At 71.1% G+C, this 26,467-nt stretch carries 28 protein-coding genes; 15 read left to right on the top strand and 13 right to left on the bottom strand.

Annotated features, from left to right (window positions below; translation table 11 throughout):
- The first annotated feature begins 111 nt into the window (after window positions 1-111).
- Window positions 112-1,641 carry a catalase gene (locus BGO45_RS10350; protein WP_292693826.1) on the top strand — a complete coding sequence of 510 codons (1,530 nt, stop codon included), beginning with the start codon at window positions 112-114 and terminating at the stop codon, window positions 1,639-1,641.
- 22 nt (window positions 1,642-1,663) lie between these two features.
- On the opposite strand, the gene BGO45_RS10345 is transcribed toward BGO45_RS10350, so the two are convergent.
- From BGO45_RS10345 to BGO45_RS10335, 3 genes are read right to left on the bottom strand one after another with little or no spacing between them, the layout of a single operon-like run.
- Window positions 1,664-2,251, bottom strand: a complete 588-nt coding sequence (locus BGO45_RS10345; RefSeq protein WP_292693823.1) for a hypothetical protein — start codon at window positions 2,249-2,251, stop codon at window positions 1,664-1,666.
- A complete protein-coding gene (locus BGO45_RS10340) occupies window positions 2,248-3,075 on the bottom strand; it encodes an endonuclease/exonuclease/phosphatase family protein (RefSeq protein ID WP_292693821.1) in 828 nt (275 codons plus the stop codon). Before BGO45_RS10340 ends, BGO45_RS10345 begins: the two co-directional genes overlap by 4 nt.
- Window positions 3,075-3,809 (bottom strand): glycosyltransferase family 2 protein, encoded by a 735-nt coding sequence (locus BGO45_RS10335; protein ID WP_292693818.1) that lies wholly within the window; start codon window positions 3,807-3,809, stop codon window positions 3,075-3,077. Before BGO45_RS10335 ends, BGO45_RS10340 begins: the two co-directional genes overlap by 1 nt.
- A 67-nt stretch (window positions 3,810-3,876) precedes the next feature.
- Between BGO45_RS10335 and BGO45_RS10330 the strand changes: the two genes are divergently transcribed.
- The 3 genes from BGO45_RS10330 to BGO45_RS10320 are packed head-to-tail and all read left to right on the top strand — an operon-like array spanning window position 3,877 to window position 6,071.
- On the top strand, window positions 3,877-4,617 hold the full coding sequence (locus BGO45_RS10330; RefSeq protein ID WP_292693815.1) for a sulfurtransferase: 741 nt from the start codon (window positions 3,877-3,879) through the stop codon (window positions 4,615-4,617).
- A gap of 3 nt (window positions 4,618-4,620) precedes the next feature.
- Entirely contained in the window at window positions 4,621-5,574 is a 954-nt protein-coding gene (locus BGO45_RS10325; protein WP_292693813.1) for a membrane dipeptidase, read from the top strand.
- A complete protein-coding gene (locus tag BGO45_RS10320) occupies window positions 5,571-6,071 on the top strand; it encodes a GNAT family N-acetyltransferase (RefSeq protein WP_292693811.1) in 501 nt (166 codons plus the stop codon). The genes BGO45_RS10325 and BGO45_RS10320 overlap by 4 nt, the downstream gene beginning before the upstream one ends.
- Window positions 6,072-6,074: 3 nt before the next feature.
- On the opposite strand, the gene BGO45_RS10315 is transcribed toward BGO45_RS10320, so the two are convergent.
- The 6 genes from BGO45_RS10315 to msrB all read right to left on the bottom strand — a co-directional run bounded on the left by BGO45_RS10315 (window position 6,075) and on the right by msrB (window position 10,670).
- Entirely contained in the window at window positions 6,075-7,484 is a 1,410-nt protein-coding gene (locus tag BGO45_RS10315) for a hypothetical protein (RefSeq protein WP_292693810.1), read from the bottom strand.
- Between the two features lies 1 nt (window position 7,485).
- A complete protein-coding gene (locus tag BGO45_RS10310; protein WP_292693808.1) occupies window positions 7,486-7,812 on the bottom strand; it encodes a YciI family protein in 327 nt (108 codons plus the stop codon).
- A 32-nt stretch (window positions 7,813-7,844) separates the two neighbouring features.
- Window positions 7,845-9,077 (bottom strand): FAD-dependent oxidoreductase, encoded by a 1,233-nt coding sequence (locus BGO45_RS10305; protein WP_292693806.1) that lies wholly within the window; start codon window positions 9,075-9,077, stop codon window positions 7,845-7,847.
- A 96-nt stretch (window positions 9,078-9,173) separates the two neighbouring features.
- The gene (locus BGO45_RS10300) at window positions 9,174-9,593 is read right to left on the bottom strand and encodes a GntR family transcriptional regulator (RefSeq protein WP_366515016.1); all 420 of its coding nucleotides are present in this window, start codon (window positions 9,591-9,593) and stop codon (window positions 9,174-9,176) included.
- 25 nt (window positions 9,594-9,618) lie between these two features.
- On the bottom strand, window positions 9,619-10,173 hold the full coding sequence (gene msrA / locus BGO45_RS10295) for a peptide-methionine (S)-S-oxide reductase MsrA (protein WP_292693804.1): 555 nt from the start codon (window positions 10,171-10,173) through the stop codon (window positions 9,619-9,621).
- 38 nt (window positions 10,174-10,211) lie between these two features.
- Window positions 10,212-10,670, bottom strand: coding sequence for a peptide-methionine (R)-S-oxide reductase MsrB (gene msrB, locus BGO45_RS10290; protein WP_292693802.1), 459 nt, complete (start codon window positions 10,668-10,670; stop codon window positions 10,212-10,214).
- 188 nt (window positions 10,671-10,858) lie between these two features.
- Here msrB and BGO45_RS10285 point away from each other — a divergent pair, with 188 nt between their 5' ends.
- The 4 genes from BGO45_RS10285 (at window position 10,859) to BGO45_RS10270 (ending at window position 14,594) form a co-directional block, all read left to right on the top strand.
- Window positions 10,859-11,686, top strand: a complete 828-nt coding sequence (locus BGO45_RS10285) for an SDR family NAD(P)-dependent oxidoreductase (protein WP_292693800.1) — start codon at window positions 10,859-10,861, stop codon at window positions 11,684-11,686.
- A gap of 81 nt (window positions 11,687-11,767) precedes the next feature.
- Window positions 11,768-13,198, top strand: a complete 1,431-nt coding sequence (locus BGO45_RS10280; protein WP_292693797.1) for a ferredoxin reductase family protein — start codon at window positions 11,768-11,770, stop codon at window positions 13,196-13,198.
- Window positions 13,199-13,218: 20 nt separating this feature from the next.
- The gene (locus BGO45_RS10275; protein WP_292693795.1) at window positions 13,219-13,743 is read left to right on the top strand and encodes an FMN-binding protein; all 525 of its coding nucleotides are present in this window, start codon (window positions 13,219-13,221) and stop codon (window positions 13,741-13,743) included.
- Complete coding sequence (locus tag BGO45_RS10270; protein ID WP_292693792.1) at window positions 13,740-14,594, top strand: FAD:protein FMN transferase; 855 nt, start codon at window positions 13,740-13,742, stop codon at window positions 14,592-14,594. Before BGO45_RS10275 ends, BGO45_RS10270 begins: the two co-directional genes overlap by 4 nt.
- Here the strand turns inward: BGO45_RS10270 and BGO45_RS10265 are convergent.
- From BGO45_RS10265 to BGO45_RS10255, 3 genes are read right to left on the bottom strand one after another with little or no spacing between them, the layout of a single operon-like run.
- Window positions 14,547-15,515: a HAMP domain-containing sensor histidine kinase gene (locus tag BGO45_RS10265; protein WP_292693789.1), complete on the bottom strand. Its 969-nt coding sequence runs from the start codon at window positions 15,513-15,515 to the stop codon at window positions 14,547-14,549. The two genes, BGO45_RS10270 and BGO45_RS10265, sit on opposite strands and share 48 nt — an antisense overlap.
- A complete protein-coding gene (locus BGO45_RS10260) occupies window positions 15,512-16,189 on the bottom strand; it encodes a response regulator transcription factor (RefSeq protein WP_292693787.1) in 678 nt (225 codons plus the stop codon). The genes BGO45_RS10265 and BGO45_RS10260 overlap by 4 nt, the downstream gene beginning before the upstream one ends.
- 22 nt (window positions 16,190-16,211) lie before the next feature.
- A complete protein-coding gene (locus tag BGO45_RS10255) occupies window positions 16,212-16,502 on the bottom strand; it encodes a hypothetical protein (protein ID WP_292693784.1) in 291 nt (96 codons plus the stop codon).
- A gap of 180 nt (window positions 16,503-16,682) precedes the next feature.
- Here BGO45_RS10255 and BGO45_RS10250 point away from each other — a divergent pair, with 180 nt between their 5' ends.
- From BGO45_RS10250 to BGO45_RS10230, 5 genes are all read left to right on the top strand, one after another.
- A complete protein-coding gene (locus tag BGO45_RS10250; RefSeq protein ID WP_292694314.1) occupies window positions 16,683-17,342 on the top strand; it encodes a CoA pyrophosphatase in 660 nt (219 codons plus the stop codon).
- 62 nt (window positions 17,343-17,404) lie between these two features.
- A complete protein-coding gene (gene pgi / locus BGO45_RS10245) occupies window positions 17,405-19,084 on the top strand; it encodes a glucose-6-phosphate isomerase (protein ID WP_292693781.1) in 1,680 nt (559 codons plus the stop codon).
- Between the two features lie 405 nt (window positions 19,085-19,489).
- Window positions 19,490-20,401, top strand: coding sequence for a phospholipase (locus tag BGO45_RS10240; RefSeq protein ID WP_292693778.1), 912 nt, complete (start codon window positions 19,490-19,492; stop codon window positions 20,399-20,401).
- An 88-nt stretch (window positions 20,402-20,489) separates the two neighbouring features.
- Window positions 20,490-21,065 carry a PadR family transcriptional regulator gene (locus BGO45_RS10235; RefSeq protein WP_076490636.1) on the top strand — a complete coding sequence of 192 codons (576 nt, stop codon included), beginning with the start codon at window positions 20,490-20,492 and terminating at the stop codon, window positions 21,063-21,065.
- Window positions 21,066-21,115: 50 nt separating this feature from the next.
- The gene (locus BGO45_RS10230; protein WP_292693772.1) at window positions 21,116-22,813 is read left to right on the top strand and encodes an AarF/UbiB family protein; all 1,698 of its coding nucleotides are present in this window, start codon (window positions 21,116-21,118) and stop codon (window positions 22,811-22,813) included.
- 58 nt (window positions 22,814-22,871) lie between these two features.
- Here the strand turns inward: BGO45_RS10230 and BGO45_RS10225 are convergent, their stop codons facing one another.
- A complete protein-coding gene (locus tag BGO45_RS10225; protein ID WP_292693769.1) occupies window positions 22,872-23,828 on the bottom strand; it encodes a lytic transglycosylase domain-containing protein in 957 nt (318 codons plus the stop codon).
- Between the two features lie 475 nt (window positions 23,829-24,303).
- On the opposite strand from BGO45_RS10225, the gene rpsA reads away from it, so the two are divergent.
- Together rpsA and BGO45_RS10215 are read left to right on the top strand one after the other, a co-directional pair.
- Entirely contained in the window at window positions 24,304-25,758 is a 1,455-nt protein-coding gene (gene rpsA / locus BGO45_RS10220) for a 30S ribosomal protein S1 (protein WP_076490634.1), read from the top strand.
- A gap of 106 nt (window positions 25,759-25,864) precedes the next feature.
- The gene (locus tag BGO45_RS10215; RefSeq protein ID WP_292693764.1) at window positions 25,865-26,038 is read left to right on the top strand and encodes a hypothetical protein; all 174 of its coding nucleotides are present in this window, start codon (window positions 25,865-25,867) and stop codon (window positions 26,036-26,038) included.
- Window positions 26,039-26,467 lie beyond the last annotated feature (429 nt).

Genomic DNA, 26,467 nt, shown 5'->3' with positions numbered 1-26,467 from the left:
TGACAGTCGCGGGACGGTACGCGCTGGGGACGGCGAGCGCAATGCCTCGTCCGCCCGGAACGTCGTGCGTAGCGTCGACGGCATCCCCTTTCCCCGGCCGTGAGGAGCGCCATGTCCGAGCCCACCACCGCGAACAACGGATCCCCCGTCGCCAGCGACGAGCACTCCCAGAGCGTCGGGGCCGACGGCTCCATCGCCCTGACCGACCACTATCTGATCGAGAAGCTCGCGCAGTTCAACCGCGAGCGCGTTCCCGAGCGCGTCGTGCACGCCAAGGGCGGTGGTGCCTTCGGCACGTTCCGCACGACGGCGGACGTCTCGGCCTACACGCGCGCCGCCCTTTTCCAGCCGGGCGTCGAGACCGAGATGCTCGCGCGCTTCTCCTCCGTCGCGGGCGAGCAGGGGAGCCCCGACACCTGGCGCGATCCGCGCGGATTCTCGCTGAAGTTCTACACGACCGAGGGCAACTACGACCTCGTCGGCAACAACACCCCCGTCTTCTTCGTGAAGGACGGCATCAAGTTCCCCGACTTCATCCGCTCGCAGAAGCGTCTCCCGGGCAGCCACCTCCGCGACAACACGATGCAGTGGGACTTCTGGACGCTGTCCCCCGAGAGCGCGCATCAGGTCACCTGGCTCATGGGCGACCGTGGCATCCCGGCCTCCTGGCGGCACATGAACGGGTACGGCTCGCACACGTATCAGTGGATCAACGCCGCCGGGGAGCGATTCTGGGTGAAATACCACTTCCACACCGACCAGGGGCACAAGACCCTCACGCAGGACGAGGCCGACCAGATCGCCGGTCAGGACGCCGACTTCCACATCCGCGACCTGTACGCCGCGATCGAGCGGGCTGAGTTCCCGACCTGGACGCTCAAGGTGCAGATCATGCCGTACGAGGATGCCAAGACCTACCGCTTCAACCCGTTCGATCTGACGAAGGTGTGGCCGCACGGCGACTACCCCGAGATCGAGGTCGGCACGATGGAGCTCAATCGCAACCCGGGCAACTACTTCGCCGAGATCGAGCAGGCCGCGTTCGAACCGTCGAACTTCGTGCCGGGCATCGACGGCAGCCCCGACAAGATGCTGCAGGCGCGCATCTTCAGTTACGCCGACGCGCACCGGTACCGCGTGGGCACCAACTACCAGCAGTTGCCCGTGAACCGCCCGCACACCGAGGTGCACTCGTACTCGAAGGAGGGCGCGATGCGCTACGAGTACGCCCCGCCCGAGGTGCCCGTCTACGCGCCGAACTCGGTCGGGGGTCCGGCTGCCGATCCGCGACGCGCCGGTGACGGCGGGTGGCAGAGCGACGGCGAGCTCGTCCGCTCAGCGGCGACGCTGCACCCGGAGGACGACGACTTCGGTCAGGCCGGAACGCTCGTGCGCGAGGTCATGACGGCCGAGGAGCGCGACCGGCTCGTCGAGACGATCACCGGACACGTCGGCGGCGTGACCCGCGCGGACGTCCGCGACCGGGCCGTGCAGTACTGGAAGAACGTGGATGCCGAGATCGGCTCCCGCGTCGAGGCCGGGCTCCCGCCGCTCGAGGGAGCGACCGCCCCCGGCGAGCAGCTCAGCGAACCCAACCCCGACGGCGACCTCGTCGGGCGGGACGTGGCCGGCCGCGTCTGACCGTCATCGTGCGGGGCCGCGCTCACACCGGGGCGCGGTCCTGCCGGGTCAGCCGGAATCGGGATGCCAGCACGCCGGCGATCAGAGCCCCCAGGCCGCCGGCCATCATGTCGCCGATCGTGTCGTCGTAGGTGACGAAGACGGCATCCGTGATGAAGCGATAGCCGAACCACTCGACCATCTCCCAGACGGCGCTGAGCGCGAGCCCGGTGAGCGTCGCGACGACGATGGGGGTGCGGCGGCGGCCGGTGGGAGCGATGACGGCCGCGTCGTCGAGGATGACGAGGGCGACGGCCGCGAGCACGCCCGTGCACACGGCGTGGACGACGAGATCCCAGCCCGCCCAGGCCCGATACAGGTCGACGACGTTGCTCCCGGCGGCGACGATGACCGTGAGACAGATGGCGAGGTCCAGGCCGGCGCGGAGGCCCAGCATCCGTGTGAGCATGACCGCGGGGAGCGTCATCGACAGCACGGCGGTATCGGTGGCCGGAAACGTGACGGCGGCGGTGAGCACCCCGAGGATCGCGGCGGCGCGCACGGCATCCGTGATCCACTCCATCGCGGTCCGGGGCGGCCGCTTCAGATTGGCGTACAGCGCGCGAATCATCCCGGCACCGGGATCCGCACGACGGCCTGCACCGGCAGGTGGTCCGACGGCCAGCTCGTGCCCGTCGGGCGCGGGTCGATGCCCGCGGCGCGGACGCCGACGTCCGGTGTCGCGAGGATCGCGTCGATGCGGCGAGCGCCCACGCGCGGTCTCCGGTAGTTGTTGAACGTCCCCCATTCGACGGTCCGGCGGGTGGGGGCGTACGCCCAGGTGTCGACGAGACCGCCGTCGGCGAACATGCCGGCGAGCTCCGCCGAGCGGATCGGGGCGTTGACGTCGGCCGTGAACAACAGGGGGAGGTCCTCGGCGGCGACGAGCTCGGCGAGCCAGCGGGCGGAGCGGCGCCGCGCACGACGCGAGAACGCGTCGAAGTGGCTGTTGACGAACACGAACGGGGCGGCCGTCGCCGAGTCGACGAATCGCGCGATGACGGCGATGCGGGGAAGCGTGTTGCCCCAGCCCACCGAGCCGTCGATCGCCGGGGTGTCGGAGAGGGCGACCTGCGTCCAGTCGAGCAGCTCGAGGCGATCGCGGTCGTAGAAGATCGGCGTCCCCTCGCCGTCGCGGTCCTTACCCCGCCCGTGGCCGATGCGACCGTACGTGCTCCCGAGCGACTCCTGCACCCACCGGGCCTGATCGGGGCGGGCCTCCTGCGAACCGAGGAGGTGCGGCGTGTTCGCGCCGAGGAAGACACGGAGGCGCTCTTTACGGAGGCCCCAGCGGTCCTCGGGCGGCCAGGTCAGTCGCTCGAACCGGCGGCGGATGTTGAAGCTCATGACGTGCAGGTCGGGTGCGCCGACGTTCGGGAACAGCACCCCGCTCATCAGCGCCGCCCCAGACGTCGAGCCCACCGCAGCGGCGGGAGCTCCCTCGGCCAGTGCGCGAACACGGTGCCCATCCCGCGGGAGAAGCTCTTCGCGAACCGGCGCGGCCGGACGGTGCGGGAGGAGACGCGCATCAGCGCGTGCCCCGGGACGATCCGGATGTGGTGCCGCTCGCCGAGGTGGAACGCGAGATCGAGGTCGTCGTGCAGTTCCGGATCGAGGTGGATGCGCCCCCGGACCGCGAGCCACGCCTCCCGCCGGAACGCCATGTTCGACCCCCACAGCGGTGCGTGCCCGAGGGCCGGGTAGGCGAAGGCCGCGTAGGTGCCGAGGAACGCCCACGCCATCGGCCGCCGCCCCGACGCGGGGCCGTCGTGGAACACGGCGCCGGCGGTGACGGCATCCACGTCCGGGTCGGAGAGCGCGGCGGTCATGTGCGCGATCCAGCCCGGCGCGGGCAGGCTGTCGGCGTCGAGTCGGAGGATGAGGTCGCCGGTGGCGGCGTCGTACCCGGCGGCCGCGGCGGCGGGGATTCCGCGCTCGCCGCAGTACACCACGCGCGCGCCCGCGGCGCGGGCGACGCCGGCGCTGTCGTCGTTCGAGGCGTTGTCGACGACGACGATCTCGTCCGCGGGGCGGGTCTGCGCGGCGAGCGCTGCGAGGCACGCGGCGAGGGGCACGGCGTCGTCCCGGACGGGGATCACGACCGAGACGGTCGAGGCGGCGAGAGTCATCGCGTGTCACGCTAGCGGCCGTCGCCGCCGGCACGAGGTGCCTTGCGCTCTGCGTACCCTGGATGCCATGGCATCCGCGGCATCCGTTCTCAACGTCTCGGCGTATCTGTTCACGCCCATCGACGACCCCGCGGCGCTCCGGCCCGTGCTGCGTGCGCGTGCCGCGGACGCCGGGCTGCGCGGAACGATCCTGCTCGCTGAGGAGGGCATCAACCTGTTCCTCGCGGGCGGCGCCGCCGACGTGCGCGGATTCGTCGACGGGCTGCGCGCGGATTTCCCGGCCCTGGAGACGAAGGAGAGCTGGTCGGATGCCGTGCCCTTCGGGCGCCTGCTCGTGAAGGTCAAGCGCGAGATCATCCGCATGGACCGGCCCGAGGTGCGCCCGCAGGACGGTCGCGCGCCCGCGGTGTCGCCGGCGACGCTGCGCCGTTGGCTCGACAGCGGAACCGACGACGACGGGCGCGAGGTCGTGCTCGTCGACACGCGCAACGCGTTCGAGGTCGACTACGGCACATTCGCCGGGGCGCAGGACTGGCGGATCGAGCGGTTCACTCAGTTCCCGGATGCCGCGAGCGCTCACCGCGATGAGCTCGACGGCAAGACCGTCGTGAGCTTCTGCACGGGGGGCATCCGGTGCGAGAAGGCGGCCATCTACCTGCGCGACCAGGGGCTCGACGCGTACCAGCTCGACGGCGGCATCCTCGGCTGGTTCGCCGCCCAGGGCGACGCGCACTGGGACGGCCACTGCTTCGTCTTCGACGAGCGGGAAGCCCTCGACCCGGCGCTCATCGCCCGCGCGGGCGCCTGAACGATGCTGTGGGATCAGCACGCGTGCGCCGAACTCGTCGAGACCGCTGACCTGACGGAGCTGCACCGCTACCGTCCGGCGGGTGGCGGGCTCGTCTCGCTCAACGTCGGCTACGCGCCGCACGGGCCCGAGGTCGCGGCATCCGTCCTCCGGGCGTTCCGTGCGCAGGTGACCGCGATCGACGGGCTGGAACTCGCCGCGACCGTCGCCGACGTCGACCGGATCGCCGCCGCCGGCGACACCGCCGTGGTGTTCGACCTCGAGGACTGCGCGCCCCTGGGCGGCGACCTCGACGCCGTCGCGACGCTCGTCGCCCAGGGCGTCCGCACGCTCGGCCCGGTCTACAACTACGCCAACGCGGCCGGGGGCGGATGCCTGGATGCCGAGGATCCCGGCCTCACGCGGTGGGGACGCGACCTCGTCGCGGAGCTGAACCGGCGCGGCATGGTGCCGGACGGCTCGCACGTCGGCGCCCGGACGTCGCTCGACATGTGCGCCGTCTCGACGCGGCCCGTCGTCTTCAGCCACTCGTGCATGCGAAGCGTGTGGGACCACCCCCGCAACATCACCGATGACCAGGCCCGCGCGGCCGCCGACACCGGGGGAGTCGTCGGCATCACCGGCGTCGGCATCTTCCTCGGCCCCAACACCCCCACCCTCGAGGCGATGGTCCGCCACATCGAGTACGCCGTCGAGGTCGTCGGCATCCGGCACGTCGGGGTGAGCACGGACTTCTCCTTCGACTGGGAGACGTTCCAGACCACCCTGGCCGAGAGCCCCGCCCTGTACGACGCCAGCTACACCGCATGGGGACCGGTCGAATGGATGCCGCCCGAGACCTTCGTCGGCCTGGGGGCGGCGCTGCGCGACCGCGGCTGGAACGACACCGACATCGCGGCGGTCCTCGGCGGGAACTTCCGCCGCGTCGCGAGCGAGAGCTGGGAGGCTCAGCCATGACCGAACTCACCGACGGCGCGATCCTTCGCCGCGCCCGCCCCGGCGACGAGGCCGGGATTCTCGCGTGCATCCAAGCGCTCGCCGACTACGAACGCGAACCGGATGCCGTCGACAACACCGTCGAGATGCTCACCGCGACGCTGTTCGGCGACGACCCGCGCGCGTTCGCCTTCGTCGTGGACGGGAAAGACGGCGAGATCCGTGCGATCGCGATCTGGTTCCTCACCTACTCCACCTGGACGGGCAAGCACGGCATCTGGCTCGAAGACCTCTACGTGCACGAGCGGTACCGCTCGCACGGCTACGGCGTGGCGCTCCTGTCGGCGCTCGCCGCCGAGTGCCTCGCGCAGGGATACCCGCGGCTGGAGTGGACGGTGCTCGACTGGAACGAGCCCGCGATCGGCTTCTATCGCGCTCTCGGCGCCGAGGCGATGGAGGAGTGGACGACGCGGCGCGTCACGGGCGCGGCACTGGAGGCGCTGGCGACCCGCGGCTGACCCTCAGCGCTGCCGACCCCGGGCGAGGAACCACGCGATCCGCGCGATCGCGAAGATCTTCCGGATCCGGCCCGGGCGCCGAACGACACCGAAGGCCGCCCGGTCGGGAGCATCCGCGAGACGACGCTGGAGAGCGCGGAACGCGTCGATCTGCCGGGCGAGGAGGTCGAGGTCGACCCCCGCGTGCCGGGTCTCCGCCAGAAGCGAGACGGGTCCGGTCACCAGGGCGATCGCGGGGATGCCGTTCTCGAACAGCGGTTCCCCCTCGCCGAGGTGCACCAGGGCACCCGGCTTGACCGGCCGCACGGCAGGGTTTCCCCACGCCGAACGGACGAGGGCGTCGAACTCGCGCGTGGTGGCGTAGAGCAGCTCCGGCTCGGCGGCGTCCGGGTCCTCGCCGGGACGCGGCGCATCGGCGCGATCGTGCAGCGCGCCGAGGTGTTCGATGACGAGTCCCGCCACGGCCGTCCGCCCGCCCGCCGCGGGCGACCACAGCTCGGGGTGGGCGCGGAGCCAGGCTGTCGTGGCCTGTCCGTGCTCGGTGACCGCGGGGATGCGAAGGTGCCCCGCCACGAGCACGAACACGATCGTGCGGTCGTGGGGGATCTCCGCGGCATCCCGGGCGAGCGCGAGGAGACCGATGTGTCCGTTCTCCTCGATCGCGTTGCCGCCGTCGCTGTGCGTCACCACCAGAACGGTCTCGTCAACGTGGGGACCCGCGCCGGGCGACACCGCCCACACGGTGTCCATGGTCGCGTCCGCGTGACGAGTGGCATCCAGGACGAGCGTCGCGGTCGCTCCCCGACGCGCGGCGGCGACGACGCGGTCGCCCTCGGACTCCGGGACCCAGACGGCCGGGAGCCCCTGGTGGGGGCGGGTGAAGGGCAGGTACTGGCCGCGGGACTCGTGGTCGGGCAGACCGCGCCACACCGCGATGACGCCGACGACCCCCGCTGCGCGCGCCGTCGTGAGGTCGGTGCCCGCGAGTTCCGACGAGATGACGGGATTCGCGACCGAGTCGAAAGGGAGCCGACCGTCCCAGGAATCCAGAACGAGGGATGCCGGAGCCTCGACGTTGTCGACCTCGATGACGGCGATGCGACCCCGGGCCGCCGCCCAGCGCTTCCTCCGACCCCGGAGGAGGACGAGGGCGGCGGTGACGCCCGCGGGCCCGGTCTCGCCGGAGTACGGCCACGGCGAGGCCACCTCGACCCCGTTCCCCTCCACCGTGAGAGACACGGCGTCCTCCCCGGCGTCCCAGCGCTCGAACGAGTGGGTGTCGCGTTCGACCGGATGGCCGAGCGCGGTGAGCTCGGCGGCCACCTCGTCGATCAGCGTTCGATGGGCCTGATTCCCCGACCGTCGGGGCCCGAGGGCGTTCAGCCGGTCGATGTGTTCCGCGTAGGTCGGCATGTCAGCCGAGGAAGGGCCGCAGCTCGACGCGGCGGCCGCAGGCGCGCGATCCGCCGATCGCGAGTTCGCGGGCGATGTCGATGTCGGCCGCGTCGATGATCCAGAAGCCCGCGACCCACTCGGGGGCCTCGTTCACCGGACCCGGGGTGATCGAGGGCTCGCCGGACCGCGCGTCGATGACGAACGAATCGGCCGGGTGGGCGACACCGGCGGCGAGCACCCAGTGACCTCCCGCGACGAGACCGTCGTTGAACGCGTCGATCGCTTCGCCCTCGTCAACGGTCGCGGAGGAACTGCGGTCGTCGATGACGTTCAGAAGGAATCGCATCCGGCCACTGTGACAGCCGCAGCCCCCGCGCGCTATCCGAGGTCGCGCAGTACGGTCTCGGCGGCGCGCTGCCCGGAGACGAGCGCCCCCTGGATCGATGCGGTGTCGCGGTGGTCGCCCGCGACGTAGCGGCCGTCGCCGAGTCGCACGGGGCGCCGGAGCCGCAGCGGCGGGTCCTGCGCGGGGAGCGCGGAGGTGATGTCGTCGCGCCGGAGCAGCGTCCACGGGCGGGTGTCCGCGCCCCACAGTTCGGTGAGCTGCCGTCGGACGTCCGTTTCGGTCGCAGCGCTGGGCAGCACGGTCGTCGCCTCGACGAGGTGCTGCCCGCGGGGGGCGTAGGTCGGGGCGGTGTTCGAGACGATCGCCGTATGGACGACCGGTCCGCGCCGCCGCCCGTCCACGCGCAGAGCACCGTCGTCGTTGTGGCGCTCGTCGGTGGCGAACCACCACGTCCGGAGTCCGCGCGGGCGGGGGAGGGGGACGTCGAGACCGGGGGTCAGCCCGGTGGCCACGACGACGGCACGGGCGTCGACGGCATCCGCGCCGTCGATCTCCACCCGCCATCCGCGCCCGTGCGGTCGGGTCGCGGTGACCCGGTGGGAGAGGCGGATGCCGGCTCCCGCCCGCCGTGCCGTGTCGGCGAGCTGCGCGGGAAGGGCGCCGATCCCGGCGGCCGGGACGCCGGGGGCGCCGAGGGCGAAGCTGCGGAGAAGGAGGCGCACGAAGATGTCGGACGTCTCCTGCCGGTCGTCGGCGAGAACTCCGGCGAGGAAGGGCTCGAGGACCGACTCCCGCAGGGGGCCGCGGACGCCCGCGCGGTCCCACGCCTCCGCGAGCGTGCGGTCGGGTCCGTGCTTCACCGCCCGCGGATCCGTGAGGACGGGAAGAGCCCACCGCGCCAGCGGCAGCAGATCGGCGGGGCGCACGAGTCCGCCGGCGAGCGATGCGGGGATCGAGGCGGGATACCGCAGCGGGTGCGCGATGCGGGCCACACCGTCCTCCATCCGCACGCCGAGCGCGACCGGGAATCGCCGCAGCGCCAGCGCGCCCACGTCGACCCACCGCCGGACCGCCGGATAGGCCGGGTTGAGCACGTGGAAGCCGCGGTCGAGGCGGAACCCGTCCACGACGTCGGTGCGCTCGCGCCCGCCGACCGCGTCCTCCGCCTCGAGGACGACGACATCCCGACCTGCTTCGGCGAGCCGAGTCGCGCATCGCAGTCCCGCGAGGCCGCCACCGATCACCACGACGTCGTATCCGCTCATCACTCGAGCGTAGGCAGGCGGTCCCGCCGATCGGCGGGGGTTGCGGCGGGTCCAATCAGCGCCCGACATGCCTGTGGGAAGGATCCTGCCCACGCTTCAGCGTTCGTTCCCCAGCGCCGCGCGGGCCAGGTCCAGCGCGTCCGACGACGCGACACCGAGCTCGCGCATCGCGCGGGCGAACGCGGCGGCGGCATCGGCAGCGCGTGCGCGCGTGGCATCCGTTCCGGCCGAGACGAAGGTTCCGGCGCGGCCGCGGGTCTCGACGAAGCGCGCCTCCTCGAGCTCCTTGTAGACGCGCGCCACGGTGTTCGCGGCGAGGCCGAGCTCGGTCGCGAGGGTCCGCACGGGCGGCAGACGCGTCCCGGTCGGCAGCTCGCCGCTGTCGATCAGCGCGATGATCCGCGCGCGCACCTGTGCGAACGGCGGCGTGGCGGAGGCGGGATCGACGCGGATGTCCATGGTGCCGCCACCGTACCAACCCTCCGCGCGAGGGAACGGGAAGGGCCCGGATGCCATGGCATCCGGGCCCTTCGATCGGGACTTACGCGGTCGCGTCCTCGCGCTTCGGCAGCACCCAGCCGGGGCGCACGAAGTGGCACGTGTAGCCGTTCGGGATGCGGATCAGGTAGTCCTGGTGCTCGGGCTCGGCCTCCCAGAACGGAGCCTCGGGCTCGATGGTCGTGACGACCTTCGCGGGCCAGATGCCCGACGCGTCGACGTCGGCGATGGTGTCGCGCGCGACCTGCTCCTGCTCGGGGGAGAGCGGGAAGATCGCTGAGCGGTAGCTCGTGCCGATGTCGTTGCCCTGACGGTTCAGGGTCGACGGGTCGTGGATCTGGAAGAAGAACGCGAGGATGTCGCGGTACGACGTCTTGGCGGGGTCGAAGACGATCTCGACGGCCTCGGCGTGGCCGGGGTGGTTGCGGTAGGTCGCGTGGTCGTTCGTGCCGCCGGTGTAGCCGACGCGCGTGTCCAGCACGCCGGGCTGGCGGCGGATGAGGTCTTCGACGCCCCAGAAGCAGCCGCCCGCGAGGACGGCGGTCTCGGTGCCGGGGCGGCGGGTGATGTCGCCCGTGTCGGTGGGTCCGCTGGTCATGGTGTTGCTCCTTCTGCGGTGACGGAAAGGGAAGAGGTTCATGAGGCTCGGGTCTCGCGGAACAGGGCGAGGTACGCGCCGTAGCCCTGCTCCTCGAGCTCCGCCACGGGCACGAACCGCAGCGCGGCCGAGTTCATGCAGTATCTCAGCCCGCCGGCCTGGCGGGGGCCGTCGTCGAAGACGTGACCGAGGTGGCTGTCGGCTCCGCTCGAACGCACCTCGGTGCGGCTCATCCAGAGCGACCGGTCGGTCTTCTCCACCACGGCGGCCGTGTCGATGGGCTTGGTGAAACTCGGCCAGCCCGACCCGCTGTCGAACTTGTCGGTCGAGGAGAACAGCGGCTGCCCCGACACGACGTCGACGTAGATCCCTGCCTCGTGGTTGTCCCAGTACTCGTTGCGGAACGGCGGCTCCGTCGCGTCGTCCTGCGTGACGGCGAACTGGCGGTCGGTGAGGCGCCCCAGCGCCTCCGACGTCTTGCGGTACTCCGTGGTCACGGTGTGGTCCTTTCGCCTGCGATGCCCGGTTCGGGCATCACTGTAGAGAACGCGGGACCCGGTCGTTTTGGTCCCGCGGGGCTGGGAGCGGGCTGTGAGTTCACGGGGACGACGAATGCCGGAGGCAACCCCTCGGGTTCTCATCGGCAGGCTCGCTAGGGTGGCGGGTCGACACTCCAGGAGGACCCATGCCCCGCACGATCGTCATCACCGGAGCCAGCGACGGCATCGGCGCGGCCGCCGCCCGCCAGCTGCACGAGATCGGCGAGGAGGTCGTCGTCGTGGGGCGCAATCCGGACAAGACCCGGCGCGTCGCCGACGCGTTGAGGGTGCGCTCGTTCACCGCCGACTTCTCCGACCTCGCGCAGGTGCGGGAGCTCGCCGAGACGCTGCGCGCCGAATACCCGCGCATCGACGTGCTCGCCAACAACGCCGGAGGGATCTTCGGCGACCGGAGGCTGACGGGCGACGGATTCGAGGTCACGTTCCAGGTGAACCACCTCGCCCCGTTCCTCCTCACGAACCTGCTCCGCGAGACGCTGCTGGAATCCCGGGCCTCGGTCATCCAGACCTCCAGCGCGGCCGCCCTCCTGTTCTCGCGCTTCGACATCGATGATCTGCAGGGCGCGCGTCGGTACTCGGCATCCGCGGCGTACGGCAACGCGAAACTCGCCAACGTGCTGTTCACGAAGGAGCTCAACCGGCGCTTCGGCGACGCGGGCCTGTCCGCCGTCGCCTACCACCCCGGCGTGATCGCCTCGAGCTTCGGGTCGACCGGGAGCGGATCGTGGAAGTTCCTCTACGGCGGCCCGCTCGCCGAGCGGTTCATGACCTCGACCGACGTCGGCGGCGCCCGCCTGACCTGGCTCGCGCTGGGCAAGCCCGGCGTCGACTGGCAGCCGGGCGGCTTCTACGCGAACAACAAGCCCGCCCGCACGCACCGACGCGCTGACGACCCGGCTCTGGCGCGACTCCTGTGGGACCGCAGCGCCGAACTGGTCGGGCTCGACTCCTGACAAGCTGTTCGTTTCCTATGCGAAGACCCAGGATGCCGCTTTCTTGGTGAACTCTGGGAGGGCCCCCGCCACGCTGGGCGCATGACCGCCACCACCACCGTTCCCCTCGGCGTGGACCCCTTCTCTTCGCCGATCCGACGCGAGCGCACGGCCCGACGGCGCGGCCGCCTCGGCTGGACGCTCTCCGCCACCGCCCTGATCTGGCTCTCCAGCCTCGCGGTGGTGGCGCTGTGGGTCGCGGGGGGTGGCATCCAGGCCCTCTTCGGGTTCGACGCCGAGACCCTCAACACCCTGGGTCGTCTGTGCGGGCTGGTGTCGGCGAACCTGCTTCTCTACCAGGTGCTGCTCATGGCTCGCGTTCCGGTGTTCGAGCGCGGGTTCGGCCGCGACGGCATCACTCGGATGCACCGGCTCGTCGGCTTCTGGTCCTTCGCGCTGTTCTCGGCGCACATCGTGCTGCAGATCCTCGGGTACGCCGCGGCGGCCGGCATCAACCCGATCGTGCAGCTGTGGGAGTTCGTCTGGGATTACCCCGGCATGCTCCTGGCGACGGCGGGAACGGGCCTGCTGCTGCTCGTCGTGGCGACGTCGATCCGGCGGGCGCGGAAGCGCCTGCGGTACGAGTCCTGGCATCTCCTGCACCTGTACGGATACCTCGGTGTCGGCCTCGCCGTCCCGCACATGCTGTGGACCGGTGCCGACTTCACCGCCCACCCCCTCGCCGCGGTGTACTGGTGGGTGCTGTGGGCGGCGACGGCGGCGGCCGTGGTCGTGTTCCGTCTCGGGCTGCCGCTGGTGCGGTCGCTCCGCCACGGGCTCCGCGTGTCCGACGTGCGGCGCGACGGCGACCGCGGCGTCTCGGTCACGATGACCGGACGGCGTCTGCACCGGATGCCGGTCCGCGCCGGCCAGTTCTTCGTGTGGCGGTTCCTCGACGGCGCCGGCTGGACCCGCGGGCACCCGTTCTCGCTCGCCGCGGCCCCCGACGGCACGTCACTGACCATCGCCGCGCGGTTCGTGGGCGACGGCACCTCGCGCCTGGCATCCCTGCGTCCCGGGACGCGCGTCCTCATCGAAGGGCCGTACGGCGAGATGACCGAAGACGCGCGTACCGGCCGCAAGCTCCTGCTCATCGGTGCGGGTGCCGGCGTCGCACCGCTCGTCGCGCTCGCCGAGAAGGCCGCCTGGGCCCCGGGCGAGGCGACCCTGCTCGTCCGGGACCACGCGGAGGGCGACGCCCTGCGTCGCGGCGCCATCGGGCGTCTCGAACGCGACCGCGGCCTCCGCTACGCCGCCCTCGTGGGGCCGCGCGCCCCCGGGGCGTCACCGTGGCTGTCCGTCGGTCACGCCGCGTGGAGCGGCGTCGACTTCCTGCGCTACGTCGCGTCCGACCTCGAGCAGTACGACGTCTATCTCTGCGGCCCGGGACCGTGGATGGATGCCGTGCGCACCGACCTCCGTCGCGCCGGGGTCGCGTCGAGCCGCGTCCACGCCGAGTCGTTCACCGTCTGAGACCTGAGAGGGAGACAGAGATGAAGAAGATCTTCTACGCCGTGATGGCGACGCTCACCGGCCTCGTGCTGCTGTTCAGCTACCGGACGTCGCTCGGTGAGGGCACCGAGACGGCGGCGGCCCTGCCCGCGACGACCCCGGCGCCCGCCTCCGCCCAGCGCGCGACGCCGTCGGCGTCGACCTCGCCGTCGGCCTCGGCCTCACCGTCGGGCGCCGCGCCGTCGGCTGCGACGCCCACGCAAGCCGCACCCGCATCGTCGGGTCTTGCCGACGGCACCTTCACCGGGTCGAGCGTGAACACGCGGTTCGGTCCCGTGCAGGTGCAGATCACGGTGTCCGGCGGGAGCGTCACCGACGTGCAGGTGCCGGTCTACCCGTCCGAGAACGGTCGCGACCAGCAGATCAACTCCCGCGCCCTGCCGGTCCTCGTGAAGGAGACGCTCGACGCGCAGTCCGCCGACATCGACATGGTCTCGGGTGCCACCTACACCAGCACCGGGTACCTGAAATCCCTGCAGTCGGCGCTCGACGAGGCGCGCGCATGAGTGCCGTGCCCGCGGTCACGGTGGTCGAGCCGGTCATGGGCACGATGGTCACCGTCCAGGTGCGCGGGAGTGCGACGACCGCTGCCGCGGTCCGCCCGCGCATCGACGCCGCGATCGCCGCGGTGGTGGCGCGGATGCGGGACGACGAACGCGTGTTCTCGACGTATCGTCCCGATTCGCACGTGAGCCTGCTCCGGGACGGGCTCCGCGGGCTCGACGACGTCGACCCCCGTGTCCGCGAGGTCGAGGCGCTGTGCCGGCGGTTCCGCGACGACACCGCCGGCGTCTTCGACGCGTGGTGGCGGGGATGGTTCGATCCCACCGGCGTCGTGAAGGGGTGGTCGGTGGACGCCGCCTCCGCGCTGCTCCTCGATGTCCTCGCGCTTCCGGGAGTGGAGGCTGCGGCGGTCAACGCGGGCGGCGACATGCGGCTCCTCCGCGCGCCGGGGAGCGCCCACGTGTGGAACGTGGGCGTGGCCGACCCCGAGGACGCGGCCGGCGTGCTCTCCACGATCGCCCTCGCCGACGGCGCCGTCGCGACCTCGGGGACCGCGGAGCGGGGGGCGCACCTCATCGACCCGCGCTCGGTGCGTCCGGTGCCCGGTCTCGTGTCGGCGACCGTCGTGGCCGACACGTTGACCGTGGCGGACGTCTGGGCGACCGTGGCGGCCGTCTCGGGGATCGACGACCTGGATGCCGTGCGCTCAGCGCCCGTGACGTCCGGCATCGTGTGGGCCGACGGCCGCGTCCGACGCTGGGCCGGCGGGATCGAGATCGCGCGTTTCGAGAGTCTCGTGGACCCGTCAGCGCGCGCGGGGGAGACGCAGCAGGAACACCGTTCCGTCCGCTGACGTGCGCTCTACGTCGATCGTGCCGCCGTGACGCGTGGCGGCCTCGCGGACCAGGGCCAGGCCCAGACCGAACCCGCGTCGACGCCCCGATTCCGCGCCGCGGGCGAAGCGTTCGAAGATGCGCTCCCGATCGTCGTCGTGGACGCCTCCGCCGGCGTCCTCGACGCGGATCGCGACGTCGTCGTCCGTGCCGTCGGCCGACACCGTCACGGCGGTCCCCTCGGGGGCGTGGGTGATCGCGTTGTCGATCAGTGCCGTGCACATCCGCACGAACGTCACCGACGGGACCGCGGCGACCAGGCCCGTCCCGGTGCGCACCGTGATCTCGACGCCGGCCTCGTCCGCCAGGGGGGTCAGGACGTCGACCGCCGCGCGGATCCCGCCGTCCACCGCGACGACGCCCTCCGTCGCGGCCGCTCCTTCGGCGGCCAGCAGCATGTCGGTGAGCACGTGGTCCATCAGTTCGGCGTCGCCGCGCAGCCGGTCCAGCGTGTCGTCGAGCGGTTCGCCGCGGGCGAGGCGCCGCTGCGCGATCTGCACGCGGCTGCTGAGCGCCGTGAGCGGTGTCCGCAGTTCGTGGCTGGCATCCGAGACGAAGGCCCGCTGACGCCGGAGAGCCTCGTCGAGCGGGCGCACGGACCATCGGGATGCCGCCCACCCGACGACCCCGATCACGGCGACGCCCAGCAGACCCAGCCCGAGCACCCACGGCAGCACGTCGTCGAAATCGACCACGACCCGATCACCCGGGAGACCGCCGGGGCCGCCGTGATGATCGGTCTCCCTCCGGGCCCCGGTCAGCAGCACGCCGACCAGGATCCCCACGCCGATCGCGAGGGCGATCGCCGAGGCGCCGCCGACCAGCAGGCCGACCCGGGCCGCCGCGCGCCGGACGATCCGACGGTCGTCCGCGGCGCTCACCGGGCACCGCCCGCGCGGTAGCCGCGTCCTCGGACGGTCTCGACCACGTCCGGCGCGCATTTGCGGCGGAGATAGTGCACGTACGTGTCGACGGTGGTGACCGCGTCGACCGAGGAGAACACGTCGCGCGCGATCTGCTCGCGGGAGAACACGCGGTCGGGGCTCGACGTCAGCAGGTCCATCAGGGCGTTCTCGGTGGCGGTCAACGTCACGCGCGCACCCGAGGGGGCGTACACCGCCGCGGCATCCGGGACGTAGGTCCAGTCCGCCACGGCCCGTCGTCGCCCCTCGGCGCGGAAACCGCGCAGGAGCGCGCGGAGGCGCGCGAGCAGTTCGTCGTAGTCGAACGGCTTGACGAGGTAGTCGTTCGCGCCGGCATCCAGGCCGTCGACACGATCGGCCACCGACCCGAGGGCGGTGAGCAGCAGCACCGGCGTGGTGATGCGCGCGGTGCGCAGGGCCTGGACGATGTGCTCGCCGTCGAGCCGGGGGAGTCGCCGGTCGAGCACGATGAGGTCGAACCGTTCGCGCAGGGCCCGGTCGCGCGCAGCGACCCCGTCGCTCTCGTGCGTGACGTCGTACACCTCCCCGAGGACCTCGGTCGTCATCGCGGAGATCTCGCCGTCGTCCTCGACGTACAGCAGGCGCGGACGGCGCGTGTCGGCGAGGCTCATCGGCGTCCCGTCGCGGACCCGCTCATCGCACACCCGCACGGGGCGGATCGACCGTCCAGCCCAGACGCTCCAGTGCCGCGTGCAGCCGGTGGGCCTGCGCCCAGGCGATCTCGCCGGACACGTCGGAGAGGACGTCGATGGCGAACGGCGGCGGATCGGCGAACTTCGGGATCTCCACCTCGGCCCAGGCGTGGGGGGCCAGCCAGACACGCGGCTGCGAGGTGCGCGCGCCGTCCACCCCGCCGTCCGCGGCGAAGGCGATCACGTCGAGCGCGTCGATCTTGGCGATGGGCATGTCGACGACGAGGGTCACGGCGTGAAGTCTTTCGGTCATCGGGCACCTCCCGCGTTCATCCTCACACGGGTGGCGCCGGTCGCGGCAGGGCGGGACGGCGGGGAGCCGACGAACGCGCCGGTCGGGCGGGACTACCCTCGACCCATGCCCTCGCCGCTCGACGATCTCCGTCGCGTCGTCGACGACGCGACGGGCGAGATGTTCGCCGACCTCCGCGCCCTCCCGGTGGAGGACGGCGCGCGCGAGGCGGCCGTGCTGATGCTCTTCGGGACGCTGGATGCCGTTCCCGCGGCGCGCGTCTCCGCGTCCGTGCCGTCGGACCTCGACGTCCTCCTGCTCTCGCGTGCGGACACCCTCCGCGCGCACCCGGGGCAGATCGCGGTCCCCGGCGGGCGCGTCGATCCGGGGGATGCAGGGCCCGTGGATGCCGCGCTCCGTGAGGCGCGGGAGGAGACCGGTCTCGATCCGGCCGGGGTGGGCGTGATCGGCACGCTGCCGCGCGTGCCCCTCGCGTATTCGCGCCATCTGGTGACGCCGGTGGTCGCGTGGTGGGATCGGCCGACTCCGGTGCGGGCGGTCGACACCGCCGAGTCGGCGGCGGTGTTCCGAGCGCCCGTGGCCGATCTGCTGGACTCCGCGCGGCGCGGGGTCACCCGCATCCATCGCGACGGACGTACGTGGAGCGGCCCCGCCTTCCTCGTTCCGCACGCCGGCGGAACCCACGTGGTGTGGGGCTTCACCGCGATGCTCCTCGACGGGCTGTTCGACCGACTCGGGTGGACCGAGCCCTGGGATCGTTCACGGGAGATCCCGCTCCCCGCGGCGTACGCCGGTCCTCCCCGGGGCGGGCGCGCGTAGCGTTTTCCGCTGCGTTCGTCATTCGGCCCTCCGTCGTGCCCGAGGGTCGCTAGCGTGGGGATGTGACTGCTCCCGTTGACCCCACCACCACGTCCGCCTGGACCCGCCTCACGGCTCTTCGCGAGGGATTCGACCCCGATCTGCGCGGATGGTTCGCCGCAGACTCCGGCCGCGTCGAGAGCCTCACGCGCACCGTGGGCGATCTGCACGTCGATCTCTCGAAGAACCTCGTGACGCCCGAGATCCTCGAGGCCCTCGTCGCGCTCGCCGAAGAGACCGGTGTCCGTGAGCGATTCGCCGAGATGCTGAGCGGCGTCCACCTCAATACGTCCGAGGATCGCGCGGTCCTGCACACGGCGCTCCGCCGCCCGGCCGGCGCCACGCCCGCGCTCCACGTCGACGGGCAGGACGTCGACCACGACGTCCAGGTCGTCCTGGCGGCGATGTCCGAGTTCGCCGACCGCGTGCGCAGCGGTGAGTGGAAGGGCGTGACCGGGAAGAAGGTCACGCATGTCGTCAACATCGGCATCGGTGGATCCGACCTCGGCCCCGTGATGGTCTACGAGGGCCTGAAGCCTCTCGCGGACGCCGGCATCCAGGCGCGGTTCGTGAGCAACATCGACCCGACCGACATCGCCGAGAAGACCGCGGATCTCGACCCCGAGACGACGCTCTTCATCGTCGCCTCGAAGACCTTCACGACTCTCGAGACCCTCACCAACGCCCGTCTCGCGCGGGACTGGCTGTGGGCCCGACTGGCCGAGGCGGGCGCGATCGACGACACCGACGCCGCGCGTGTCGACGCCGTCGCGCACCACTTCGTCGCCGTCTCCACGGCTCTCGACAAGGTGGAGGCCTTCGGCATCGACCCGACCAACGCGTTCGGTTTCTGGGACTGGGTCGGGGGACGCTACTCGGTCGACTCCGCGATCGGGCTGTCGCTCATGATCGCCTTCGGTCCGGCGGCCTTCCGTGAGCTGCTGAGCGGCTTCCACGCCGTGGACGTGCACGTGGCGTCGACGCCGATCGAGCGGAACGTGCCCGTTCTGATGGGTCTCCTCAACGTCTGGTACACCAACTTCCTCGGCGCGCAGTCGCACGCGGTGCTGCCGTACGCCCAGCAGCTGAGCCGCTTCGCGGCGTACCTCCAGCAGCTGACGATGGAGTCGAACGGCAAGTCCGTTCGGTGGGACGGTTCGCCGGTGACCACCGACACGGGCGAGATCTTCTGGGGCGAGCCCGGGACGAACGGGCAGCACGCCTTCTACCAGCTCATCCACCAGGGCACGCGTCTGATCCCGGCCGACTTCATCGCCTTCGTGAACCCCGCGTACCCCCTCGCCGACGACGGCCGCGACGTGCACGGTCTGTTCCTGGCGAACTTCCTCGCACAGACCAAGGCCCTGGCCTTCGGCAAGACCGCCGAAGAGGTCGAGGCCGAGGGCACCACCGGCGCTCTGGTCGCGGCGCGCACGTTCCCCGGCAACCGTCCGACCACGTCGATCTTCGCGCCGGCGCTCACCCCGTCGGTGCTCGGCCAGCTCATCGCGCTGTACGAGCACATCACGTTCACGCAGGGCACGATCTGGGGCATCAACTCGTTCGATCAGTGGGGCGTCGAGCTCGGCAAGCAGCTGGCGCTGCAGATCGCCCCCGCGATCGAGGGCGATGACGAGGCTCTGTCGTCGCAGGATGCCTCGACGGCCGCGCTGCTGAAGTACTACCGGGCCCACCGCGCCTGACCGGTATCCGGGACTCCGGACCGGGCGGGGTTCCCGGCCGCGTCACAGACGGGTCGATTCGCGAGGTTTTTCTCGTCGGGTCGACCCGTCTGGTCGTCGGGGATCACTCGACCGGTGCCGCGCCGGTCGTCGCGCGACGCGTACGCGAGCGGCGCCCGCGATAAAGCCCAGGTCGGCGGAGAATTCCGCGAGACCGGTGCGCACGCCGTCGAGCAGGGTCCTCGCCGCCGTCGCCGCGCGACCGCATGCCCCCGTTCGAGACGGCGGCTTTCACGACCCTCCCAGGTAACGAATAGATAACGTCCAGAAGGGCCACTCACACTCGGGGACCTGTGCCGACCCGACGGCACGATCTCGCGCTCGTACCCGACGAGCCGCGCCCGATGACGAAAGACTCTTCACGTTTTGCTGCGTTCCGATCTCAAGCTCACCCATGTCCGCCGCGCACGCCGCACCCTCGCCACCGCCGCCACCTGCGCCGGCGTGGCGCTGGGGATCGTCACCCTGACGGGTGTCGCCGCCGCCGCGCCCCTCTCGCTGCCCGACGCCGCGGCATCCTCGTTCTCCGCGCCCGCCTTCCGGGCGGCGCAGTCCGTCGTCACGGCCCCCACGCTCGAGGGCGTGGTCGGTGACGCGGACGCCGCGCTCACCCGTGCTCAGACGACGCTGAAGGACGCGGCCTCGGTCGAATCCGACATCCAGGCCGCCGGCCTTTCGCTCGCCGTGGGCGACGCGTCGGTGGACACGGCGGCGCTGCAGACCGCGACCGACCGGCTGTCCTCCTCGGACCTCCTCCCCGTCGTGCTCGTGCCGGCCCTGAGTCAGAACGCCAGCACGGAGGCTCAGCGCGTGGCGGAGCGGGTGGCGGTCCTGCGGGGGAGCCTGAACGACGCCGTCGCCGCCAAGGCCGCCGCGGACGCCGCGGCCGAAGCGCAGCGTCAGGCCGAGGCGGCCGCGGCGGCGGAGGCGCAGCGGCAGAAGGAAGCCGCGGAGGCTCTCGCTCGCGTGAACACGCCGGAGGGTGCGAAGGAGTTCGCCCAGTCGTACGCCGCCGATCAGTACGGCTGGGGCTCCGACCAGTTCTCGTGCCTGGTGTCGCTGTGGACGAAGGAGTCCGGATGGAACTACCAGGCCTACAACCCGAGCGGTGCCACGGGTATCCCGCAGTCGCTGCCGGGGAGCAAGATGGCCACGTTCGGTGACGACTGGCAGACCAACGCGGCGACGCAGATCAAGTGGGGCCTGGACTACATCTCCCGCGGCTACGGAACCCCGTGCAGCGCGTGGAGCCACTCGCAGGCGACCGACTGGTATTGATCGCGAACTCCCAGCCCGAACCCTCCCCAGCGATATATCGTTATATATCGCCGGGCTCATCCGGAGCCCCGCTTTTCGGGAGGTCATCATGAGTGGTTCGTTCCTGGGCGACGCCTTCGGCGCTCGCGGTACCGCCGGCCAGGGCTGGCCGATGTCGAACATCCTCGACGCGATGGAGCAGCTCCGCGCGCAGTTCGAGCAGAAGACGTCGGGCGGTTCGCGGATGAACAAGGGCGACGTGCGCTCCGCCGTGCTGTCGCTGCTGCTGGAGCAGCCGATGCACGGCTACCAGATCATCCGTGAGATCGAGGAGCGCAGCGGCGGCTCGTGGAAGCCGAGCCCCGGCTCGGTGTACCCCACGCTCCAGTTGCTGACGGACGAGGGCCTGGTGCGCGCCGAGGAGTCGGGCGGCCGCAAGACGTATTCGCTCACCGACGAGGGGCGCGCCGCCGCCGGCGACGAGACCACCGAGCGCACCGCGCCGTGGGAATCGGCGACCACGCGTGACAGCGGCCGGATGACGGCGTTGCCCAAGGCCGGTGTCGAGCTGGCCCAGGCGGCTGCTCAGGTGGCCCGCACGGGCGACAAGGAGCAGGTCGCGCAGGCGGTCGAGATCCTCGACGAGGCCCGCCGTAAGCTCTACTCCATCCTCGCCCAGAGCTGAGGGTGCCCGAGCCCGACGGTTCGTGGGGGCATCGGCATCCCGGAGATCCGATGACCGACGACGCCCTCATGCGCGCCCGCTACCGGCGCATCACGCGGTTCGCCGCGCGCTACCTCGTCCAGGCGTGGTGGTACGAGCTGTTCCTGCCGCGGCTCGGCCTCGAGCGGATCTCCGCCCGGGGCCGGACGCGCCGGCTCCAGATCATCGCGCGGCGCTTCCACGCGCTGGCGATCGATCTCGGCGGTCTGATGATCAAGGTCGGACAGTTCATGTCGTCGCGCCTCGACGTCCTGCCGCCCATCATCACGAAAGAGCTCGAGGGGCTGCAGGACGAAGTCCCCTCGGTGCCGTTCGCCCAGATGCGGGCGCGCGCCGAGGAAGAGCTCGGGATGCCGTTGGCGAGGGCCTTCGCATCGATCGACGAGCGGCCGCTCGCGGCGGCGTCGCTCGGGCAGGCGCATCGTGCCGTCCTCACCGATGCGCTGGCGGACGACACCGGTCTGCGCGACGTGGTCGTGAAGATCCAGCGCCCCGGCATCGACCGGATCGTGGACGTCGATCTGCGGGCGCTCCGGAAGGTCGGCGGATGGCTGAGTCGGGTGGCTCTGGTCCGTGACCGCGTCGACATGCCCGCGCTCGTCGAGGAGTTCGCCGCCACAAGCCTGGAGGAGATCGACTACCTCCACGAGGCGGCGAACTCCGAACGCTTCGCCGAGGACTTCGGCGGCGAAGGAGGGGTGGCCGTCCCCGAGGTCGTCTGGGAACGGACCACGCGGCGATTGCTGACCCTGCAGGACGTCACCGCGATCAAGATCAACGACGTCGCGGCGCTCCGCGCGGCAGGCATCGATCCGTCCGAGGTCGCGGCGAGGTTCGCCGCCGTCATGTTCGACCAGCTGTTCGACGACGGCTTCTTCCACGCCGATCCGCACCCGGGCAACGTCTTCGTGACCCCGCTCACCGGATCCACGGATGCCGGCTCCCCGGCCTGGCGGTTCACGTTCATCGATTTCGGGATGATGGGGGAGGTCCCCCCGAACCTTCGTCGGGGTCTGCGGCGCGTGCTGATCGCCGCGGCGTCGCGCGACGGCAAGGGCCTCGTCGACGGCATCCGCGATGTGGGCGTGCTGCTCCCGTCGGCGGACACGATCGCCCTCGAGCGGGCGATGACGCAGCTGTTCTCGCGCTTCGGTGGAATGGGTTTCGCCGAGTTGCAGGAGGTGGATCCTCGCGAGTTCCGCGCCTTCGCGGTGGAGTTCGGGGACGTGGTCCGGGCGCTCCCGTTCCAGTTGCCCGAGAACTTCCTGCTCATCGTCCGGGCGATGTCCCTCACGAGCGGGATGTGCAGCGCGCTGGACCCGGCCTTCAACATCTGGGATGCCGTCGAGCCCTACGCGCAGCGACTCATCCGCGAGGAGAGCGGCAACACCGTCCAGGCGCTCGCGCGCGAGGCCGCCTCGGTCGCCGCGCTGACTGCCCGCCTTCCGCGTCGGCTCGATGCGCTCATCTCGCGGGTCGAGGAGGGCGGCGTCTCCGCGCAGGTCCCGCGGGTCGAGCGTCGCCTGCGCGACCTCGAGCGGATGATCCGTCGGGTCGTCTCCGCGGTCCTCTTCACGGGGCTCCTCGTGGGGGGCATCCTCCTGCAGGCGGAACAGGCCGTCTTCGGCACGATTCTGATGGTCCTGTCGATCGGTCCGCTGTCCCACGCGCTGCTCGCGGGGGTGATCGCGCGCCGAGCGGGCCGCTGACCGAACGACGAAGCGCCGTGCCGGATCATTCCGGCACGGCGCTTCGTGGTCCTTCGGCTCAGTACCAGCCGGTGGACTGCGAGTGGCCCCAGGCGCCGCACGGGTCGCCGTAGCGGCCCGAGATGTAGCCGAGACCCCAGGAGATCTGGGTGGCGGCGTTGGTCTCCCAGTCGGCGCCGGCCGAGCCCATCTTGCTGCCGGGGAGGGCCTGCGGGATGCCGTAGGCGCCGCTTCCGGCGTTGTACGCGCGCACGTTCCAGCCGGATTCCTTGTTCCACAGCGACACGAGGCACGAGAACTGGTCGTCGCCCCATCCGAAGCCGGCGAGCATGCCGCGGGCGGTCGCCTGCGCGCCGCCGACGCTGTTGTCGCCCGAGCCTCCGCCGGAGGTGACGATCGGAGCCGAAGCGCTCGACGACGACGCCGCAGCGGCCTCCTGTTCGGCCTTCGCCTGCGCGGCGGCCTCGGCCTCCTGGCGCGCCTTCTCGGCGGCTTCTTCCGCCTGCTTCTCGGCCACGGCGGCGTCGAGGGCGCCCCGCAGTGCGGCGACGCGTTCGCTGACCGTGGAGGTCGCGGCGGTCACGCGATCCGTGAGCTCCGGAAGGAACGTCGCGGGGAGCGTCTCGGCGTCCGTGAGTCGCCGGGTGGCGGCGGTGAGTTCGGTGGTGTCGACGCTCGCGGGCCGGCCGATGTCCAGTCCGGATGCCGCGATGTCGTTCTGCACCGCGGTGGCGGCATCGGAGACGGTGCCGGCGGCGGTCACCGCGGCGCGCGCGGCGACGGCCTCGGGAGCCGCGGCCTCGCTGGGCGCGGAGAAGCTCGCGAGACGGAAGGTGGCCGACGACAGGTCGTCGGCGGGGGCGGCGGATGCCACGGGAGCGGTGCCCGTGAGGGCCACGGTGGCGAGCACTCCGACGGCGAGGACGCCGGCGGTCAGTGCGGGGCGGCGTCGTGTCCTGCGGGAGGCCAGGCGACGGTCGCGGCGGTTGGGGGAGGGCGTCGAATCAGAGCGCATAAAACCGGTTTCGTGTCGGGAGGACGGCGCGGGTATCGCACGTCCGGTCCGCGGGAAGCGGGCACGAAACGGGGAGCCTGGCACGCCAGTCTGGACGGAACCTGGGCGGTGAGGCATCTCCGGGGGCAGGAAAAGGGCTGATCCGTGACCTTTCCGCCGCCAGGACGGAACCACCGCGGAGGGGTTCCCACATCGATCGGCTCCGACGGCGACGACGGGCTCGGCGGGCTGATCCGGGAGCGCGGCGTCGCCCCGCGAACAGGCCCCTGATTCTGGTAACCTCGAGTGTCACTCGTGTGGCTCGTTCCGCACGCCCGGGCTCCGGCCCAGTGGCATCGCACGAAAAAACTCCGCTTCGCTTCGGCTCGCGGCATCCGTTCGCCCTCGGGCGGGGGTGCCCCGGCCGGCGGGATCCTCCCGGGTCGCGTCGTAAGAGTCGAAGCCCGACACCAATCCAACTAGGACAACCCACTACATGACTACCGCAACGACCGCCCCGGCCATCAAGCAGGTCGCGATCAACGACATCGGCTCTGCTGAAGACTTCCTGGCCGCGGTCGAAAAGACCCTGAAGTTCTTCAACGACGGCGACCTCATCGAGGGCACCGTGGTGAAGATCGACCGCGACGAGGTCCTCCTCGACGTCGGTTACAAGACCGAGGGTGTCATCCCCTCGCGCGAGCTTTCGATCAAGCACGACGTCGACCCGAACGAGGTCGTCAACGTCGGCGATCACGTCGAGGCCCTCGTTCTCCAGAAGGAGGACAAGGAAGGCCGTCTGATCCTGTCCAAGAAGCGCGCACAGTACGAGCGCGCGTGGGGCGACGTCGAGAAGATCAAGGAGAACGACGGTGTGGTCACCGGCTCCGTGATCGAGGTCGTCAAGGGCGGTCTCATCGTCGACATCGGTCTCCGTGGCTTCCTGCCGGCTTCGCTCATCGAGCTCCGCCGTGTCCGCGACCTCACGCCGTACCTCGGCCAGGAGATCGAGGCGAAGATCCTCGAACTCGACAAGAACCGCAACAACGTCGTGCTTTCGCGCCGCGCCCTGCTCGAGCAGACGCAGTCCGAGTCGCGCACCACGTTCCTCAACAACCTCCACAAGGGTCAGGTCCGCAAGGGCACGGTCTCGTCGATCGTCAACTTCGGTGCGTTCGTCGACCTGGGTGGCGTCGACGGTCTCGTCCACGTCTCCGAGCTCTCCTGGAAGCACATCGAGCACGCCTCCGAGGTCGTCGAGGTGGGCCAGGAGGTCACCGTCGAGATCCTCGAGGTCGACCTCGACCGCGAGCGCGTGTCGCTCTCGCTCAAGGCCACCCAGGAAGACCCGTGGCAGGTGTTCGCCCGTACCCACGCGATCGGCCAGATCGCTCCGGGCAAGGTCACCAAGCTCGTTCCGTTCGGTGCCTTCGTCCGCGTGGCGGACGGCATCGAGGGCCTCGTGCACATCTCCGAGCTGTCGGGCAAGCACGTCGAGCTCGCCGAGCAGGTCGTGTCGGTCGGCGAAGAGGTCTTCGTCAAGATCATCGACATCGATCTCGAGCGTCGCCGCATCTCGCTGTCGCTCAAGCAGGCCAACGAGTCGGTCGACCCCAACGGCACCGAGTTCGACCCGGCCCTGTACGGCATGGTCACCGAGTACGACGAGCGTGGCGAGTACAAGTACCCCGAGGGCTTCGACCCTGAGTCGGGTGCCTGGCTCGAGGGCTTCGACACCCAGCGCGAGGCGTGGGAGCAGGAGTACGCCGCTGCGCAGGGTCGTTGGGAGGCTCACAAGGCCGCCGTCGCCAAGGCCCTCGAGGCCGAGGCTGCCAACCCGATCGACTCGGGTTCGTTCGGTGGATCCTTCTCGTCCGAGTCGCCCGCCCAGGGCACCCTCGCGGACGACGAGTCCCTCGCCGCACTGCGGGAGAAGCTCAGCGGTCGCTGATCCTCTCGTCCTCACCGAAGGCCGGTACCTCTGCGGAGGTGCCGGCCTTCGGTCGTTCCTGCGCAAGCCCCCCTCACCCGATGCCCGCCTTCGGGATGATGAGGGCATGATCTCGAGACTCCCGCTCCTCCTCGCTCTCGCCGGCTCCGCCGTGCTCTTCCTCGCGATCGCGTTCGTGTACGTGCTGGTCTTCGGGGCGATCTTCTTCGGTGGCATCGAGTTCACCGGGGGATCGATGGATGCCGCGGCCCTGCAGGCGTCGATCCCCTCCCGAATCTGACCCTCAGGAGGGCCAGACGGCCGCGTGCGGCTCGAACGCCGTGGTTCCGCGTTTTTCCGCGGATTCCGGGGTGCGACACGCCCGGGGTGCGGTGTGGATTGGACGAGTGGGCCGGATCCGCGTAACTTATTACTTGTTCGCCCCACAGGGGAGAGCGGAGCGGCCGGAAGGCCCCGCGTCCTCTCAAGCGGTGAACAACCCAAAACCCCCACACATGGTGTAAGGTTTTGGTTCTGGTCTTCGACCGGATCTCACGACGCTGATCTCTTGATGGGTCCCACTGTGAGAGCCACAAGGTTCGAATGATCCAATATAGAAGTGAACTGCCTCACGGTTACGGTCTAGGGACTGGTTCTGTGGGTGCGTCCGTTCCTTGAGAACTCAACAGCGTGCACTTGTCAAATGCCAATTTATTCCTCGTCGGTCCGT

The sequence above is a fragment of the Microbacterium sp. 71-36 genome (genome assembly GCF_001898305.1).
In the GTDB taxonomy this organism is placed as follows: domain Bacteria; phylum Actinomycetota; class Actinomycetes; order Actinomycetales; family Microbacteriaceae; genus Microbacterium.
The sequence above is the reverse complement of the archived record's forward strand: the minus strand, read 5'-3'. Positions and strand labels throughout refer to the sequence as shown.

Bases quoted from the DNA above. Each gene is read 5' to 3' on its own strand.
- BGO45_RS10310 (WP_292693808.1), bottom strand. From the start codon at position 7,812: ATGCGATTCCTTCTGAACGTCATCGACGACCGCAGTTCCTCCGCGACC.
- BGO45_RS10325 (WP_292693813.1), top strand. From the start codon at position 4,621: ATGCTGTGGGATCAGCACGCGTGCGCCGAACTCGTCGAGACCGCTGAC.
- BGO45_RS10270 (WP_292693792.1), top strand. From the start codon at position 13,740: ATGAGTGCCGTGCCCGCGGTCACGGTGGTCGAGCCGGTCATGGGCACG.
- rpsA (WP_076490634.1), top strand. From the start codon at position 24,304: ATGACTACCGCAACGACCGCCCCGGCCATCAAGCAGGTCGCGATCAAC.
- BGO45_RS10215 (WP_292693764.1), top strand. From the start codon at position 25,865: ATGATCTCGAGACTCCCGCTCCTCCTCGCTCTCGCCGGCTCCGCCGTG.
- BGO45_RS10320 (WP_292693811.1), top strand. From the start codon at position 5,571: ATGACCGAACTCACCGACGGCGCGATCCTTCGCCGCGCCCGCCCCGGC.
- BGO45_RS10235 (WP_076490636.1), top strand. From the start codon at position 20,490: ATGAGTGGTTCGTTCCTGGGCGACGCCTTCGGCGCTCGCGGTACCGCC.
- BGO45_RS10340 (WP_292693821.1), bottom strand. From the start codon at position 3,075: ATGAGCGGGGTGCTGTTCCCGAACGTCGGCGCACCCGACCTGCACGTC.
- BGO45_RS10335 (WP_292693818.1), bottom strand. From the start codon at position 3,809: ATGACTCTCGCCGCCTCGACCGTCTCGGTCGTGATCCCCGTCCGGGAC.
- BGO45_RS10300 (WP_366515016.1), bottom strand. From the start codon at position 9,593: ATGGCATCCGGGCCCTTCCCGTTCCCTCGCGCGGAGGGTTGGTACGGT.
- BGO45_RS10315 (WP_292693810.1), bottom strand. From the start codon at position 7,484: ATGCCGACCTACGCGGAACACATCGACCGGCTGAACGCCCTCGGGCCC.
- BGO45_RS10260 (WP_292693787.1), bottom strand. From the start codon at position 16,189: ATGAGCCTCGCCGACACGCGCCGTCCGCGCCTGCTGTACGTCGAGGAC.
- BGO45_RS10345 (WP_292693823.1), bottom strand. From the start codon at position 2,251: ATGATTCGCGCGCTGTACGCCAATCTGAAGCGGCCGCCCCGGACCGCG.
- BGO45_RS10230 (WP_292693772.1), top strand. From the start codon at position 21,116: ATGACCGACGACGCCCTCATGCGCGCCCGCTACCGGCGCATCACGCGG.
- BGO45_RS10330 (WP_292693815.1), top strand. From the start codon at position 3,877: ATGGCATCCGCGGCATCCGTTCTCAACGTCTCGGCGTATCTGTTCACG.
- BGO45_RS10280 (WP_292693797.1), top strand. From the start codon at position 11,768: ATGACCGCCACCACCACCGTTCCCCTCGGCGTGGACCCCTTCTCTTCG.
- BGO45_RS10305 (WP_292693806.1), bottom strand. From the start codon at position 9,077: ATGAGCGGATACGACGTCGTGGTGATCGGTGGCGGCCTCGCGGGACTG.
- BGO45_RS10250 (WP_292694314.1), top strand. From the start codon at position 16,683: ATGTTCGCCGACCTCCGCGCCCTCCCGGTGGAGGACGGCGCGCGCGAG.
- BGO45_RS10225 (WP_292693769.1), bottom strand. From the start codon at position 23,828: ATGCGCTCTGATTCGACGCCCTCCCCCAACCGCCGCGACCGTCGCCTG.
- BGO45_RS10350 (WP_292693826.1), top strand. From the start codon at position 112: ATGTCCGAGCCCACCACCGCGAACAACGGATCCCCCGTCGCCAGCGAC.
- BGO45_RS10285 (WP_292693800.1), top strand. From the start codon at position 10,859: ATGCCCCGCACGATCGTCATCACCGGAGCCAGCGACGGCATCGGCGCG.
- BGO45_RS10275 (WP_292693795.1), top strand. From the start codon at position 13,219: ATGAAGAAGATCTTCTACGCCGTGATGGCGACGCTCACCGGCCTCGTG.
- msrA (WP_292693804.1), bottom strand. From the start codon at position 10,173: ATGACCAGCGGACCCACCGACACGGGCGACATCACCCGCCGCCCCGGC.